This window comes from Janthinobacterium sp. SUN100 (genome assembly GCF_030397705.1).
Classification (GTDB): domain Bacteria; phylum Pseudomonadota; class Gammaproteobacteria; order Burkholderiales; family Burkholderiaceae_D; genus Janthinobacterium; species Janthinobacterium kumbetense.
Genome location: NZ_JAPUBU010000003.1, coordinates 242100 through 256961, shown reverse-complemented (window position 1 = coordinate 256961; position 14862 = coordinate 242100). Strand labels below are relative to the sequence as shown.

Below are 14862 nucleotides of genomic sequence, written 5' to 3'. Positions count from 1 at the left end.
CCTGTAAGATTACTTTTGTCGCTACACAGAAAGCACGATTCATTTTGCATGACACGACCCATTTGATGGCTGCCGATTCCGATGTTTGCCCCACCTGCGGGCAAGTCATCCAGCCACCACCGGCCTACGGGTCCAAGACCAGCACCATGCGCAAGGTGGCGCTCGGCGTGTCCGTCTTGCTGCACGTGCTGCTGGCGGCGTATGTCCTATTTCGTAGCGACAAGATCGAAAAGATCCCGCCGCCGAAGAAGGAAAGCGCGATGGTCTACATTGCGCCGCTGAAAGACAAGCCGCAACCGAAGCCGCAACCGAAACCCACGCCGAAACCGAAGGACACGAAAGTGGCCAAGGTAAAACCGCCACCGGCGCCGAGCAAGCGCGTGGTCACGAAAGACGTGCCGCGCGACAAGCCGAAACTGGAAACCTTCACGCCGCCGTTAGTGTCGAAAGTGCCGTTGCCGCCGCCGCCCGCTGAAGACATGAGTTCGATGATCGAGCAGCGCCGCAAGCAGCGTCAGGCGCAAAATCCCGCGCCGCAGGCCGAGGAAAGCGAAAACGACCGCGCCATGCGTGTGGCCAAGGCGAATATCGCCGGCGCCCAGGGACGCAATTCCGGCAGCGACCGCGAGGATTCGGGCGGCGTGTTTTCCATCGTCAACCAGACCTCGTTCAGCGCGGAAGTCAAGTTCAAGGGCTGGAACGGCAACTTCAAGCGCAACTGGCTGAAGCAGGAAAAAGTGGAGCTGGGCAATGAGCCCGATATCGAAACGGCCATCCTGAAGAAGATGATCCAGCTGATCCGTGCCGAAAAACCGGGCGACTTCGTGTGGGAGTCGCGCCGCCTGGGGCGTAACGTCAACCTCAGCGCCCGCGTGGAAGACACGGCCGAGCTGATGGCCTTCCTGCGCCAGGAATTCTTTTCGGAGAAACGGCCAGGGCCGGGACGGCGCTAAGCGGTCGGGAAACTGAGGGCAATAAAAAAGGCTGCACCGTGTGAACGGGCAGCCTTTTTTTATGCAGCGTTGATGTCGATCAAGCCGGTTTGTCGCTTCCCGCTTCCGGCTCGACGTCATCTTCCATGTCGATCAGTTCGACCATCTGGGCCGCGCCGTCTTCGCTGATGCCGGCCAGTTCCATGATCTTGTCATTGGCTTCGTCGATGCCGACGCGTTTCAGGGCCGAGAACAGTTGCACGGTGAACGGGAAACCGACGCCGTCCTCATCCACGTAGCTGTCGAGCTTGGCTTTCGCCTGGCGCAGCGCGTTGACCGATTCATTGCGATTCAGTTTGTCGACCTTGGTCAGGATGCAGTGGATCGGCTTGCCCGTCGGGGCGAACCATTCCAGCATCTGGATGTCCAGGTCGGTGAACGGGCGGCGCGAATCCATGATCAGAATCAAGCCGGCCAATTGCTCGCGGCGCTGCACATAGTCGCCCAGCAGGCGCTGCCAGTGCAATTTGGCCGAGCCCGAGACTTCCGCATAGCCGTAGCCCGGCAAGTCGACCAGCAGGCATTCGATCTCTTCGACGATGGTGGCATCCTTGCGGTGCTGCGCCACGTGGGCGCCGCCGATGGAGAAGTAGTTGATGTGCTGGGTACGGCCAGGTGTCTTGGAGGCGAACGCCAAGCCTTTCTGATTACACAAGATGTTGATGGCGGTCGATTTACCGGCATTGGAGCGGCCGGCAAAGGCGATTTCCGGCACCGTGGTATCGGGCAGGTCACGCAATTGGTTGACGGTCGTAAAGAAGCGGGCTTGCCAGAGTTTTGACATGGGAGTAGTAAAGCAACAAAAGGGAGCGATAAGAGAGCGATAACGCCAAGAAGCTATTGTACAATAAGGAGTTGTTTATTGTTGCCGGCGTAGCAGCGATGCGGCTTGCGGCCCTGAAAATAAAGCAAAAATCCACAGGGCGCGGCAATGTCCACCACTAATTTCTCACTGTCTCAGGGTGCCTGAATGAATCGTGCGTTTTCACCGTTTATCAAATCCATGCTGCTCGCTTTGCTGGCTGTATCGGCAACTGCCTCTGCGGTCGAAGCACCGAAACCGGCTGTCAAGGCCGACGCTGCCAAGGGCGCTACCCTGTACGCCGATGGCGATGCGGCACGCGGCTTGCCTGCCTGCGTATCTTGCCATGGCGCGGCTGGCAATTCGACCATCACGGTCAATCCGAAGCTGGCCGGCCAGCACGAAAGCTATATCTACAAGCAACTGGTCGACTTCACCACGCCGGAGCGCAACCAGCCCGTCATGACGACGTACGCAAAGATGCTCAGCGACGCCGACAAGAAGAATATCGCCGCCTACCTGGGCGCGCAGCTGTCCAAGCCGGGCGCCGCGAAAAACAAGGATACGATTGACCTGGGCAAGAAAATCTACCGTGGTGGCATTGCTTCCAAGCAAGTTGCCGCCTGCGCCAGCTGTCATGGCGCGACGGGCAATGGCATTCCCGTCCAGTATCCGCGCATCGCCGGCCAGCACCAGGACTACACGGTGGCCCAGCTGGCCATGTTCCGCAGCACCAAGGCCGATGCTCGCAAGAACAGCGCGCAAATGCACACCATCGCCGCCCGCATGTCGGATGACGAAATCGCCGCCGTTGCCGATTACATCGCCGGCCTGAAGTAAGTTTTCATAGTGGCAAGAGATTGCCAGGCGCACCAGCGCGCATGAACCAGGGCGGCCGTCTCAACAGGCTGCCCTTTTTTATGGCAGGGGCGAAACAGGAGTATGCTGCCGCCTTGCGCGGAGAAACTATCTGCTCCATGCCTAAATTTTCTTGAAGATTGCATATCCCGTATGAGTATCAACGTATGAGCACAGGCACGACCGGAATCGAGTTAAAGACCCAACGCCGCAGCCTGGCTGAATTCGTCGAGCTGGTCTCGTCGATGCGCTTTGCCATCAGCCTGCTGACCCTGATTGCCGTCGCCTCCATCATCGGCACCGTGCTCAAGCAAAACGAGCCCATGCCCAATTATGTGAACCAGTTCGGTCCGTTCTGGTTCGCCGTCTTCGACAAGCTGAGCCTGTATTCCGTGTACTCGGCCTGGTGGTTCCTGGTGATCATGGGTTTCCTCGTCGCCTCGACCTCGCTGTGCATCGTGCGCAATGCGCCGAAGATGCTCAAGGATATGCGCAGCTGGCGCGACAACGTGCGCGAGCAATCCCTGCGCAATTTCCATCACAAGCTGGAATGGCAGGTGCCGCTGCCGCGCGCCGTGCTGGCGCAGCAGATGGTGATGCGCCTGAAAGACGCCGGCTACGCGGCCAAGGTGGTCGAGAAGGACAACGCCACCCTGGTCGCCGCCAAGCGGGGCGCGGCCAATAAATGGGGCTATATCTTTGCCCACGGCGCCATCGTCATCATTTGCGTGGGCGGCTTGCTCGATTCGGAAATGCCGATCCGCGTACAGCAATGGTTCTTTGGCAAGACGCCGTTTTCCGGCAGCGGCGTGATCGCCGACATTCCCGCCCAGCACCGCCTGAGCCTGTCGAACCCCACTTTCCGCGGCAATACCATGATCCCGGAAGGCTCGTCGAGCAACACGGCCATCATTCCCCAGGCCGATGGCGTGCTGATCCAGGATCTGCCCATCACCATCTTGTTGAAGAAATTCCACATCGATTTCTACAGCACGGGCATGCCCAAGCTGTTCGCCAGCGATGTCGTCATCACCGACCATGCGACGGGTGAAAGTTTCCCTGCAACCATCAAAGTCAACCAGCCGCTGCTGTACAAGGGCCTGGCCCTGTACCAGTCCAGCTTTGAGGATGGCGGCAGCAAGCTCAAGTTGACGGGTTATCCGATGACGGGCAAGACGACGAAACGCTTCGATATCGGCGGCGAAGTGGGCGGCAGCACGCCGCTCGAGCGCAGCGATGGCAATTCCTACACGGTGGAATGGTCGGGTTTCCGTCCCTTCAACGTGGAAAACCTCAGCGCCGGCCAGGATGTGCGCGCCGTCAACAAGGCGGAAAGTTTTAACGATAAATTCGCCGTCGGCCTGGACAAGCGCCTCGGTTCCGCCGCGAAGAATGCGAACAACAAGGATCTCAAGAACGTGGGCCCCTCGGTGCAATACAAATTGCGCGACAAGACGGGCCAGGCGCGCGAATACCAGAACTACATGCAGCCGGTCGCCGTGGATGGCACGACGGTGTTTCTGGCAGGCATGCGCGTCAACCCCAGCGATCCGTTCAGCTATCTGCGCATTCCCGCCGATGACAATTACAGCGTGAACGAATGGATGCGCTTGCGTGCCGCGCTGCAAGATCCCGCGCTGCGCCAGCAAGCCGCCACGCGCTATGCGGCGCGCGCCATGCCGCAGGCGGGCGCGGAAGCCTTGCGCAGCCAGTTGCAGGAATCGGCGGCGAAGAGCCTGGGCATCTTTGCCGGCAATGGGCAAGAGGGCGGTTTCCTCGCCATTTCGCGTTTCCTGGAGAAAATTCCTGCCGCCGAGCAAGAAAAAGCGGCCGACATCTTCATGAAGATCTTGAATGGCAGCCTATGGGACTTGTGGCAGGCGGCGCGCGCCCAGGATGGCTTGAAGGCCATCGAAGCCGATGACAAGCACGGCCGCTTCCTGCAGCTGGCCACGAATGCGCTGTCCGACAGCTTCTTCTATGGCGCGCCCGTGTATCTGCAACTCGACGACTTTACGGAAATCAAGGCGTCCGTGCTGCAAGTGACGCGTTCGCCGGGCAAGAGCGTCGTCTACCTCGGTTGCCTGTTCCTCGTGATCGGCGTGTTTTCCATGTTTTATATCCGCGAGCGCCGCCTGTGGGTGTGGATCAAGGATGGCGAGGGCGGCAGCGAGGCCTTGATGGCCATGAGCACGCAACGCAAGACCCTGGATTTTGAAAAAGAATTTGAGAACTTGAAGGCAAAGCTGCCGCAATCGGCGTAAGCTGCGCTGTGTCTGGGACGCTTGCGCGTCGCCGGGAATGGAGAAAATGATGGAATTGGCAAACAAGCAAATATATACGCAGGAACCAGGATTTTTCAAGCGCCTGAGCCTGATCGATTGGCTGTACGGCGCCGGCTTGCTGGCAGCCTCCCTGTTCGGTCTGATGCGCTTTGGCGCCTTCATGGATATCTATGAAAAAGCCATCTTGCTGGCCGCGGCGCCCACGTTCGCGTGGCTGGGCTGGTACTGGAAGCCCGTGCGCTGGCTGATCCCCGTGGCAGCCGTGCTGTCGCTGTTCGCCATCGAGCTGTACGCGGGCCACCTGGAGATGGCGAATCAGAAATTCTTCCTGAAATACATCTTGTCGAGCCAGTCCGCCATCCTGTGGATGGGCACCCTGTTCGTGCTGTCGACCCTGTTCTACTGGATCGGCCTGGTGGCGCGCTCGGAATTCGGCTCGTCCGTCGGCTCCCTGCTGTGCTGGGCCGGCGTGGTGCTGGGCCTGACGGGCATGCTGGTGCGCTGGTACGAGTCTTACCTGATCGGCGCCGACGTGGGCCATATTCCCGTGTCGAACCTGTATGAAGTGTTCATCCTGTTTTCCTTGATCACGGCCATGTTCTACCTGTATTACGAGCAGCATTACGCGACGCGCCAACTGGGCGCCTTCGTCATGCTGGTCATTTCGGCGGCCGTCGTGTTCCTGATGTGGTACACGGTCACGCGCGACGCGGCCGAAATCCAGCCGCTGGTGCCGGCCCTGCAAAGCTGGTGGATGAAGATCCACGTGCCGGCCAACTTCATCGGCTACGGTACCTTCGCCCTGTCGGCCATGGTGGCTGCGGCCTACCTGCTCAAATCGAGCGGCTACCTGGTCGACCGCCTGCCGTCGCTGGAAGTGCTCGACGACGTGATGTACAAGGCCATTTCCGTGGGCTTCGCTTTCTTCACGGTAGCGACCATCCTGGGCGCCCTGTGGGCGGCCGAAGCATGGGGCGGCTACTGGTCGTGGGACCCGAAAGAAACGTGGGCGCTGATCGTCTGGCTCAACTATGCAGCCTGGCTGCACATGCGCCTGATGACAGGCTTGCGCGGCCGCGTCGCCTCGTGGTGGGCGCTGGTGGGCTTGCTGGTGACGACCTTTGCCTTCTTGGGCGTGAACATGTTCCTTTCCGGCCTCCATTCTTACGGGAAATTGTAAAAGTGCCCGAGAAAAAGCCCATGGCGGCGTTGCCTTGCCTGGTCGTACTATGCGTACTGCCTGCGGCAAGGCGCCTTGCCCTGAACTTTTTTCGGACACTTTAGTAACGATTTTTTCATGACAGAAGCGTCATGAACGGCCCGGGAAAACTGGTGTAAGGTACAAATAATCACCTTTTCCCGGAGCCGCCATGTTGATCAAGCGCAGTCCCAACGGCATTGAGTTGCCGTATTCTTCCGAAATCACGCCGCGCGCCGTGTTCGAATCGCGCCGCAGTTTCATCAAGCAAGTGGCGCTGGGCACGATGTCCAGCGCGGCCTTGCTGGAAATGGCCAGCCGCGAAGCCTTCGCGCAGGGCACCAATCCCAAGCTGGCTGCCAAACTGAATCCCGCCTATTCGGCGCTGGAAAAGCAGACGGCCTATAAAGACGCCACCAGCTACAACAATTTCTACGAATTCGGCACGGACAAGAGCGATCCGGCGCAAAACGCGGGCACCCTGCGCACGCGTCCGTGGATGGTCAGCATCGAAGGCGAAGTCAAGAAACCCATGACCCTGGACCTGGATGCGCTGCTGAAGCTGGCGCCGCTGGAAGAGCGCGTTTACCGGCTGCGCTGCGTGGAAGGCTGGTCGATGGTGATCCCGTGGGTCGGTTATTCCTTCTCGGAAATTATCAAGAAGGTCGAGCCGACGGGCAATGCCAAGTATGTGGAATTCATCACCCTGGCCGACAAGAAACAGATGCCGGGCGTGGGCAGCCGCGTGCTGCAGTGGCCGTATACGGAAGGCTTGCGCATTGACGAGGCGAACCATCCGCTGGCGCTGCTGACCCTGGGCATGTATGGGGAAACCTTGCCGAACCAGAATGGCGCGCCCGTACGCATGGTGTTGCCGTGGAAATATGGTTTCAAGTCAGCCAAATCCATCGTCAAGATCCGTTTCGTCAAGGAACAGCCGCGCACGTCCTGGAACTTGTCGGCGCCGTCCGAATACGGTTTTTACTCGAATGTGAACCCGAACGTCGATCATCCGCGCTGGTCGCAGGCTTCCGAGCGGCGCATCGGCGAAGACGGTTTCCTCACGCGCAAGCGCAAGACCCTGATGTTCAATGGTTATAACGATGTGGCCTCGCTGTACGCGGGCATGGACCTGAAGAAGTTCTTTTAAGGAAATACTATGGCCATCAACCCCACGAGCAAACAGCTGTCGCTGCTGAAAAGCCTGATCTTCTTGCTGGCGCTGCTGCCGTTTGCCCGCATGGTCTGGCTGACGTACACGGGGCAACTGGTGGAGCCGCTGGAATTCATCACGCGCGGCACGGGCGACTGGACCCTGTATTTCCTGTGCATCAGTCTGGCGGTCACGCCCTTGCGGCGCTTCACGCAATGGAATTGGCTGATCAAGCTGCGGCGCATGCTGGGCTTGTTCGCGTTTTTCTACGCGGCATTGCACTTCACCACCTTTTTATGGTTCGATCACTTTTTTGATGTGCAGGAAATGTGGAAGGATGTACTCAAGCGGCCGTTCATCACCGTGGGTTTCATCGCTTTCGTACTGCTGATCCCGCTGGCCGTGACGAGCACGAACGGCATGGTGAAACGCCTGGGGGGCAAGCGCTGGCAGTGGCTGCACCGCTTGATCTACATCATCGCGCCGCTGGGCATCCTGCACTTCTGGTGGATGAAGGCGGGCAAGCACAATTTCGCGCAACCGATACTGTTCGGCTCCATCGTCGCGCTACTGCTGCTAATTCGCGTGTATTTCGCCTGGAGCAAGCGAGTCAAAAGCGCCAGGGCGGCCAAGGCAGCCACCCCGGTGCGTGCCGTTTAGGCGGCTGGCACGATGACCGGTGGCGGCGGCACGGGCGCCGGTTCGACCGGGCCTTTGGCTGGCGCACCCTTGGCCGCGGGCGGCTTGGGCAGGTACAGGGGGCCGGGCTGGCCGCAGCCGGCCAGGACGCTAGAAACCACAATGGCGGTGCCGATATAAAACGCTGAGGATGACTTCACGATTAGAATCACGGTTTGATTAAGATCTTTGGAGTGTAGCATGAGCGAATCGGAATTCCTGGCCCTGGCCGAAGCCACCCTGACCCAGATCGAGGCGGCGCTGGACCGGCTGAACGATGAAGACGTGCTCGACGTCGAATGCAGCCGCAGCGGCAATGTGCTGGAAATCGAATTCATCGATAACGGCACGAAAATCATCGTCAACAGCCAGGCCCCCATGCGCGAGATGTGGGTAGCGGCCCGTTCCGGCGGTTTCCACTACAAGCGCGTGGATGGCGAATGGCGCAACACGCGCGACGGCTCGGAACTGTTTGCGGCCCTGTCGGCCATGGCCAGCGAGCAGGCAGGCACGGCAGTCGTATTGACGTAATTGTCTTAGCCGTGCGTCATAAAAAAGGGCAGCCTCTTCAGGCTGCCCTTTTTGCATCAAACGATCTTAAAACAGTTCGTTCTTGACGGCTTCTTTCGCCTTTTCTTCCTCCGGCGTGCCGCGCGCCGCGCCTTCCAGGCTGCCTAGGCCCGTGCCCGGCGGATTTTCCGCATAGTAATATTCGTCGCCCACGTGGATCAGGCCTTCCGGCACGGCGCGTTCCTCGACGGGAATGCTTTTCAGGGCTTTCGCCATGTAGCTGATCCAGATCGGCAAGGCCAGGCCGCCACCCGTTTCCCGGTTGCCCAGGTTGCGCGGCTGGTCGTAGCCGATCCAGGCGATGCCCACCAGCTTGGCCTGGTAGCCGGCGAACCAGGCGTCGATGGAATCGTTGGTCGTGCCCGTCTTGCCGGCCAGGTCGGGGCGCTTCAAGGCCATGGCCTTGTTGGCCGTGCCGAAGCGCACGACGTCGTTGAGCATGCTGTTCATCATGAAGGCGTTGCGCTCGTCGATGACGCGGTTGGCTTCCTCGCCTGCCAGGTCCGGCTTGGCTTGCGACAAGACATTGCCGTCGCTATCGGTCACCTTGGCGATCAGATACGGGTTGATCTTGTAGCCGCCATTGGCGAACACGGCATACGCGCCCGCCATCTGCAGCGGCGTCACGTTGCCGGCGCCCAGGGCCAGGGTCAGGTAGGGCGGGTTCTTGTCCGCGTCAAAGCCGAAGCGCGTCGCGTATTCCTGGCCATACTTGGCGCCGATCTTGTGCAGGATACGGATGGAAATCATGTTTTTCGATTTCATCAAGCCCTTGCGCATGGTCATCGGGCCATCGTATTTGCTGTCGTAGTTCTTCGGTTCCCACGCCTGGCCGCCCGTCTGGCCCGCGTCGAACGAGATCGGCGCATCGTTGATGATGGTGGCCGGCGACAGGCCCCGTTCCAGCGACGCGGAGTAGATGAAGGGCTTGAAGGCCGAACCGGGCTGGCGCCACGCCTGCGTGACGTGGTTGAACTTGTTGCGGTTGTAATCGAAGCCGCCCACCATGGCGCGGATGGCGCCGTCCGTGGTGCTGGCCGAGACGAACGCCGATTGCACTTCCGGCATCTGCGTCAAGACCCAGGTATTGCCTTCCTGCATGACGCGGATCACGGCGCCGCGCTTGATGCGGCGGTTCGGCGCCGCTTTTTCCGACAGCCAGGCCGCGCCGAACGTCAGGCCGGGGCCGGTAATCGTGATTTCCTCGCCGGCCGAGGTGACTGCCTGCAACGATTTGGGCGACGCTTGCAGCACCATGGCGGCGATGATGTCGTCGCTGTCCGGATGGTCGGCGAGTTCCGTCTCGATCGCGTCATCGGCTTCGGCCTTGGTTTTTGGAATCTCGATATACGCTTCCGGGCCGCGGTAGCCGTGGCGTTTCTCGTAATCCATCACGCCCTTGCGCAAGGCGATGTAGGCGGCGTCCTGGTCGGCCTTGGTGATGGTGGTGTAGACGTTCAGGCCGCGCGTATAGGTATCTTCCTTGAATTGCTCGTAGACCAGCTGGCGCGCCATTTCCGACACATATTCCGCATGCACGCCAAAGGCGCTGCTGTCGGTTTTCACTTTCAGCTCTTCATTTTTCGCTTCTTCGTACTGCGCCGGCGTGATGTAGCCCAGCTGGGCCATGCGTTGCAGGATGTATTGCTGGCGCATGCGCGCGCGTTTCGGATTGACGACGGGGTTGTAGGCCGACGGCGCCTTCGGCAAGCCGGCCAGCATGGCCGCTTCCGCCACGGTGAGATCCTGGATGTTCTTGCCGAAATAGATTTGCGCGGCCGAGGCGAAGCCGTAGGCACGCTGTCCCAGATAAATCTGGTTCATATACACTTCGAGGATCTGATCCTTGCTGAGGTTTTTCTCGATCTTCCAGGCCAGCAAGACTTCATACGCCTTGCGTTTCAGGGTCTGTTCGCTGGACAGGAAGAAATTGCGCGCCACCTGCTGCGTGATGGTCGAGGCGCCTTGCTTGGCACCGCCCGTCAGGTTGTGCAGGGCCGCACGCGTGATGCCCAGGTAATCGACGCCGCCATGCTCATAGAAGCGGTCATCCTCGATGGCCAGCACGGCTTTCTTCATGACATCGGGAATATCCTTGATGTGCACCATGTTGCGCCGTTCCTCGCCGAACTCGCCGATCAGCACACTGTCGGACGTGAACACGCGCAGCGGCATCTTTGGCTTGTAATCGGTCAAGGTATCGAGCGCCGGCAGGTTCGGATACGCCATGGCCAGGCCAAAGACCACCAGCAAGACGCCGACGATGCCCAGGCCCAGCAGCGATACCAGGGCCATCAGCAGGAAACGTTTGGGTTTGCTGCCCTTGGTGGGCGGCTTCGAGCCAGCGGGGCCAGCGGATTTTGAAGATGTCATGCGTCGTATGTCTTTCGGTTAATTATGCCGGCCAATTATAAGCGAGCTTGCCGGGGTGGCAGCGCGCCGTGGCGCTTGCCGGGGGAGAGTGTTGAAACTTGCCGATACTCTATATAAGCGTGTATTGGCCCGCTGGCAACCAGGATTTGGTAACAATTATTCTGCGCCAGATCACGGCTTGGCCAGATAGGTGCCGCGCGCCGCAGACTCCGGCCTGAAATCCATTTACAAGCCAGCGCCGCCGGGACTAGGCTGTCGGATGGCAGGAACCTCTTCCACGCTGACGTTTCTCTATGAAAAACATGTCCATCAGCAATTTTCTTGGCATCGGCTTGCTGGGCGTCGATATCGCGGACGATGCCGTGCGCGTGGTCGAGTTGAGGCGCCGGCGGGGAAGACTGTCGTGCCGGCATTGCGGCGCCGCCGCGCTGACGCCCGGCGTGATACTGGAAGGCAATGTCGAGGACATGGAGGGCCTGGCCGATGCCTTGCGCCAGGCCCACCGCGACAGTGGCAGCGCCTGCACGCGGGTGGCGCTGGCCATGCCGGCCACGGCCCTGATCACGCATGCGATCCGCCTGCCTGCCGGATTGCCGGAGGAACAGCTGGAAATCCTCGTGGAACTGGAAGCGGCCCAATACATGCCGTTTGCGCTGGAAGACGCCAGCCTGGATTTTTTCATACTCGGCCCCGCGCCGCCGCTGGCTGGCGCAACAGGCAAGGAGGTCGACGTGCTGCTGGTTGCGGCGCGGCGCACCAGCGTGCAGCGCCGTCTCGATGCGGCCACGGCGGCGGGCTTGCAGGCCGTCGTCATGGATAGCGAGGCAATGGCCATGCAGGCGGCGCTCGCGCACGGTGGCTGGCAAGCTCTGCCCGACGGTGGCGTGGCCTACCAGCTGGCCTGGGGCCTGGCCCTGCACAGGTACGCCCGATGACGGTCCGGGCGCAAGTACAGCGCATCAACCTGTTGCCGTATCGCCCCGCGGCGCGGCGCAGGCGTATTCAGTTGCTGCTGTGGCAACTGGCGGGCGGAGCGCTGCTGGGACTGCTGCTGGCCGTGGCGACGGGCGCCTGGCTGCGGTACCAACTCGACGCGCAACTGCGCCGCCAGGAGGGTTGGCGCAGTGCCATACAGCAAGTCGATGCCGTGCTTGTCGCTGGCCAGCGGGTGCAGGGCGAGATGGCGGCGCTGCTGCTGCGCCAGCAAACCATGGGCAGTTTGCAACAGCAACGCAATGCCTGGGTGCGCATGCTGGACGCGCTGGCGCGGGCGATGCCGGCTGGCGTAGCCTTGCACAGTGTGCGCCAGGAAACAGCGATGGTGCGCTTGCAGGGGCAGGCTGCGTCGCAGGACAAGGTCGCGGCATTGCTGCTGGGGCTAGAACAGGCGGCGCCCTGGTCCCGGCCGGAATTGGTGGAAGTGCGCGGCGCGGCCGATGGCGCCGTGGAATGGACGGTACGGCTGGCTTTGGCACCCTAGTCCTGGAGGTTGATCATGCTGAGCTTGAAGATCGCGTCGCTGTGGCCACTATCCGCGCGCCTCGCTTGCGCCGCCCTGGCCGCGACGCTGGCGGCGGCCCTGCTGCACCTTGCGTGGCTGGATGGACTGTTTGCGGCCATGCAGGCGGGGCAAGACGAGGAGGTCCGCTTGCGCACCGCTTATCTGTCGGCGCAAGCCAGGGCACAGCAGTTGCCGCATTGGCGCGCACAGCAGCGCCAGGCCGGCGCCGAGCTGGCCTTGCTGGAACAGCAACTGCCCGACCAGCAGGCGATGGCGCTGCTGTTGACGCAGATTAATGCCGCAGGGCATTCGCGCGGCCTGCAATTTTCCCTGTTCAAGCCCGGTGCGGCCCAGCCGCAAGCGCCGTATGTCGCCTTGCCGATCGCCATACAGTTGCGCGGCGGCTACCACGCCATGGGCGCGCTGCTGGCGGACCTGGCGCGCCTGCCGCGCATCGTCACGGTGCATGGGCTGGCCTTGACCCTCGGCAAGGATCGTCTGCTGACCCTCGATGCCGTGCTGCACGCGTATCGCTTGCCTGCAGCGGGGGAGCGGGCCCCGCAAGAGGCCTTGGCGCCCAAGGCGGGCGCAGCCGCTGCGGCATGGCGTCCGCTTGCCGCTGTCGCGCCGCAGCCGTACGCGGCCGCCGTCCTGGCCGATCCTTTTGGCGCCTTGCCGCCGGCCGGCGCGCCGGAGCAGCGGGGCGCCGTGGCGGGACCCGATCCGCGGCGCGTGCGCGAACCGCTGGAAAGCGTGGCCTTGCCGGCCATTAGCATGGTCGGCAGCGTGCAACAGGACGGGCGCCTGAGCGCGCTGCTGCTGGCGGGCCAGCGCGTGTACCGGGTAGCGGTGGGCCAGTATCTGGGGCAAGACCACGGCGTGGTGACGGATATCAGTGAACAGGCGCTGCAGTACCGTGAACTGCTGCGCGAGGCGGATGGCCCCTGGCGCGAGCGGCGCGGCAGCCTGGCCTTGCAGGCGGCGGGGGCGGCTGCGAAGGCCAGCCTGCCCGAGGCGGCGCCATGAGGCCGCGCCGCGTGCTGCTGGCCGCCATGCTGTGTCTGCATGCCAGCAGTCTTGCCCAGGAAGCCGTGGTGCACGTGTCGGCGCCGCGTTTGTATGCCGGCGAGAAAATCTCCGTCGACTTCCAGAACGTGGGCGTGCGCGCGGCCCTGCACATCCTGGCCGATGCGTCGGGGCAAAATATCGTCGCCAGCGACAGCGTGGCGGGCAACGTGACCTTGCGCCTGCGCGACTTGCCGTGGGACCAGGCGCTCGACGTGCTGCTGCAGGCGAAAGGGCTGGACATGCGGCGCAATGGCAACGTGCTGTGGATCGCGCCGCGCGAGGAAATGCTGGCGCGCGAAAAGCTGGAGCTCGAAACGCGCGCGCAGATCGCCGAACTGGAACCCTTGCAGTCAGCCATCTTCCAGCTCAATTACCAGAAGGCCGAAGCGTTCCGCACGGTGTTCGCCCTGGACGCGGGAGAAGGGCGCAGCCGCCTGCTGTCGCGCCGTGGCAGCGTGCTGATCGAGCCGCGCACGAATCAGCTGTTCGTCACCGACGTGCCGGCGCGCCTGGAGCAGATCCGTCAGCTGATCGCCAAGACAGATATTGCCACGCGGCAGGTGATGATCGAGGCGCGCATCGTCGAGGCGAATGACAGCTTCAGCCGCAATCTGGGCGCGCGCCTGGGTTTTACGGACCAGCGCCTGGCGGCAGGCCAGGTGCCCGGTTTTTCCCTGGGCGGCAGCGGGCGCCGCGCGGCCATCGGCGGCAGTTACCAGGGCGTGGGCGAGGCGACGGGGCAAACGGTGGCCGGCGCCGGCGCCTTCGTGCCGAACACGCAATTTGTCAACTTGCCGGCCGCCAGCATCAATGGCTTGCAGCCGGCCAGTTTCGCCCTGAGCCTGTTTTCGGCGGCTGCCAACCGTTTTCTGAACCTGGAATTGTCCGCACTGGAAGCGGACGGCCGGGGCAAGATCATTTCCAGCCCCCGCGTGGTGACGGCCGACAAGGTGCTGGCGCTGATCGAGCAGGGCATTGAGCTGCCATACCAGGTGGCCACCAGCAGCGGCGCCACGTCGATCACGTTCCGCAAGGCGAATCTGCGCCTGGAAGTGACGCCGCAGATCACGCCGGACGGCAACGTGGTGCTGGAAGTGGACGTCAACAAGGATAGCGTGGGCCAGGAAACCCGCTCCGGCTTCGCCATCGACACCAAGCACGTGCGCACGCAAGTGATGGTGGAAGATGGCGGCACGGTGGTGCTGGGCGGCATTTATCAGCAGTCCGAACGGGGCACGGACAGCAAGGTGCCACTGCTGGGCGACATCCCCGTGCTCGGTGTTTTTTTCCGCAGCACGGGCCGCAGTCAAGAAAAAACCGAACTGATGGTGTTTATTACGCCGAAAATAGTGGCAGATCGGCCAGCAACACGTTAATGTCACAT

At 61.7% G+C, this 14862-nt stretch carries 13 protein-coding genes and 1 pseudogene; 11 read left to right on the top strand and 3 right to left on the bottom strand.

Annotated features, from left to right (window positions below; all coding sequences use genetic code 11):
• Positions 1-65 precede the first annotated feature (65 nt).
• Positions 66-953 (top strand): hypothetical protein, encoded by an 888-nt coding sequence (locus tag O0881_RS17635; protein ID WP_289912396.1) that lies wholly within the window; start codon positions 66-68, stop codon positions 951-953.
• Between the two features lie 79 nt (positions 954-1032).
• On the opposite strand, the gene yihA is transcribed toward O0881_RS17635, so the two are convergent.
• The gene (gene yihA / locus O0881_RS17630) at positions 1033-1776 is read right to left on the bottom strand and encodes a ribosome biogenesis GTP-binding protein YihA/YsxC (protein WP_289912395.1); all 744 of its coding nucleotides are present in this window, start codon (positions 1774-1776) and stop codon (positions 1033-1035) included.
• Between the two features lie 186 nt (positions 1777-1962).
• Here yihA and O0881_RS17625 point away from each other — a divergent pair, with 186 nt between their 5' ends.
• The 5 genes from O0881_RS17625 to O0881_RS17605 all read left to right on the top strand — a co-directional run bounded on the left by O0881_RS17625 (position 1963) and on the right by O0881_RS17605 (position 7948).
• Positions 1963-2634 (top strand): c-type cytochrome, encoded by a 672-nt coding sequence (locus tag O0881_RS17625; protein WP_289912394.1) that lies wholly within the window; start codon positions 1963-1965, stop codon positions 2632-2634.
• A gap of 185 nt (positions 2635-2819) precedes the next feature.
• Complete coding sequence (locus O0881_RS17620) at positions 2820-4916, top strand: cytochrome c biogenesis protein ResB (protein ID WP_289912393.1); 2097 nt, start codon at positions 2820-2822, stop codon at positions 4914-4916.
• Between the two features lie 49 nt (positions 4917-4965).
• Positions 4966-6117 carry a c-type cytochrome biogenesis protein CcsB gene (ccsB, locus tag O0881_RS17615; RefSeq protein ID WP_034753239.1) on the top strand — a complete coding sequence of 384 codons (1152 nt, stop codon included), beginning with the start codon at positions 4966-4968 and terminating at the stop codon, positions 6115-6117.
• Positions 6118-6307: 190 nt separating this feature from the next.
• Positions 6308-7285, top strand: a complete 978-nt coding sequence (gene msrP / locus O0881_RS17610; RefSeq protein ID WP_289912392.1) for a protein-methionine-sulfoxide reductase catalytic subunit MsrP — start codon at positions 6308-6310, stop codon at positions 7283-7285.
• 9 nt (positions 7286-7294) lie between these two features.
• Positions 7295-7948 (top strand): protein-methionine-sulfoxide reductase heme-binding subunit MsrQ, encoded by a 654-nt coding sequence (locus O0881_RS17605; RefSeq protein ID WP_289912391.1) that lies wholly within the window; start codon positions 7295-7297, stop codon positions 7946-7948.
• Here the strand turns inward: O0881_RS17605 and O0881_RS17600 are convergent.
• Positions 7945-8169 (bottom strand): lipoprotein, encoded by a 225-nt coding sequence (locus O0881_RS17600; RefSeq protein ID WP_289912390.1) that lies wholly within the window; start codon positions 8167-8169, stop codon positions 7945-7947. The two genes, O0881_RS17605 and O0881_RS17600, sit on opposite strands and share 4 nt — an antisense overlap.
• Here O0881_RS17600 and cyaY point away from each other — a divergent pair.
• Positions 8168-8497 (top strand): iron donor protein CyaY, encoded by a 330-nt coding sequence (gene cyaY / locus O0881_RS17595; protein ID WP_289912389.1) that lies wholly within the window; start codon positions 8168-8170, stop codon positions 8495-8497. The two genes, O0881_RS17600 and cyaY, sit on opposite strands and share 2 nt — an antisense overlap.
• Positions 8498-8563: 66 nt before the next feature.
• Here the strand turns inward: cyaY and O0881_RS17590 are convergent, their stop codons facing one another.
• Positions 8564-10909, bottom strand: coding sequence for a penicillin-binding protein 1A (locus O0881_RS17590; protein WP_289912388.1), 2346 nt, complete (start codon positions 10907-10909; stop codon positions 8564-8566).
• Between the two features lie 302 nt (positions 10910-11211).
• Here O0881_RS17590 and pilM point away from each other — a divergent pair, with 302 nt between their 5' ends.
• The 4 genes and pseudogenes from pilM to O0881_RS17570 all read left to right on the top strand — a co-directional run.
• Positions 11212-11844 carry a pilus assembly protein PilM gene (gene pilM / locus O0881_RS17585; RefSeq protein ID WP_289912387.1) on the top strand — a complete coding sequence of 211 codons (633 nt, stop codon included), beginning with the start codon at positions 11212-11214 and terminating at the stop codon, positions 11842-11844.
• A complete protein-coding gene (locus O0881_RS17580) occupies positions 11841-12389 on the top strand; it encodes a PilN domain-containing protein (protein ID WP_289912386.1) in 549 nt (182 codons plus the stop codon). Before pilM ends, O0881_RS17580 begins: the two co-directional genes overlap by 4 nt.
• A gap of 15 nt (positions 12390-12404) precedes the next feature.
• Positions 12405-13436 carry a pilus assembly protein PilP gene (locus tag O0881_RS17575; RefSeq protein ID WP_289912385.1) on the top strand — a complete coding sequence of 344 codons (1032 nt, stop codon included), beginning with the start codon at positions 12405-12407 and terminating at the stop codon, positions 13434-13436.
• Between the two features lie 86 nt (positions 13437-13522).
• Positions 13523-14854 (top strand): annotated as a pseudogene (locus O0881_RS17570) (type IV pilus secretin PilQ family protein); the annotation flags it as partial.
• Positions 14855-14862: the final 8 nt, after the last annotated feature.

Excerpts from the sequence above, each read along its gene's own strand:
- yihA (WP_289912395.1), bottom strand. The coding sequence starts at position 1,776 with ATGTCAAAACTCTGGCAAGCCCGCTTCTTTACGACCGTCAACCAATTG.
- O0881_RS17580 (WP_289912386.1), top strand. The coding sequence starts at position 11,841 with ATGACGGTCCGGGCGCAAGTACAGCGCATCAACCTGTTGCCGTATCGC.
- O0881_RS17600 (WP_289912390.1), bottom strand. The coding sequence starts at position 8,169 with ATGCTACACTCCAAAGATCTTAATCAAACCGTGATTCTAATCGTGAAG.
- pilM (WP_289912387.1), top strand. The coding sequence starts at position 11,212 with ATGTCCATCAGCAATTTTCTTGGCATCGGCTTGCTGGGCGTCGATATC.
- O0881_RS17625 (WP_289912394.1), top strand. The coding sequence starts at position 1,963 with ATGAATCGTGCGTTTTCACCGTTTATCAAATCCATGCTGCTCGCTTTG.
- O0881_RS17575 (WP_289912385.1), top strand. The coding sequence starts at position 12,405 with ATGCTGAGCTTGAAGATCGCGTCGCTGTGGCCACTATCCGCGCGCCTC.
- cyaY (WP_289912389.1), top strand. The coding sequence starts at position 8,168 with ATGAGCGAATCGGAATTCCTGGCCCTGGCCGAAGCCACCCTGACCCAG.
- O0881_RS17605 (WP_289912391.1), top strand. The coding sequence starts at position 7,295 with ATGGCCATCAACCCCACGAGCAAACAGCTGTCGCTGCTGAAAAGCCTG.
- ccsB (WP_034753239.1), top strand. The coding sequence starts at position 4,966 with ATGGAATTGGCAAACAAGCAAATATATACGCAGGAACCAGGATTTTTC.
- O0881_RS17620 (WP_289912393.1), top strand. The coding sequence starts at position 2,820 with ATGAGCACAGGCACGACCGGAATCGAGTTAAAGACCCAACGCCGCAGC.
- msrP (WP_289912392.1), top strand. The coding sequence starts at position 6,308 with ATGTTGATCAAGCGCAGTCCCAACGGCATTGAGTTGCCGTATTCTTCC.
- O0881_RS17635 (WP_289912396.1), top strand. The coding sequence starts at position 66 with ATGGCTGCCGATTCCGATGTTTGCCCCACCTGCGGGCAAGTCATCCAG.
- O0881_RS17590 (WP_289912388.1), bottom strand. The coding sequence starts at position 10,909 with ATGACATCTTCAAAATCCGCTGGCCCCGCTGGCTCGAAGCCGCCCACC.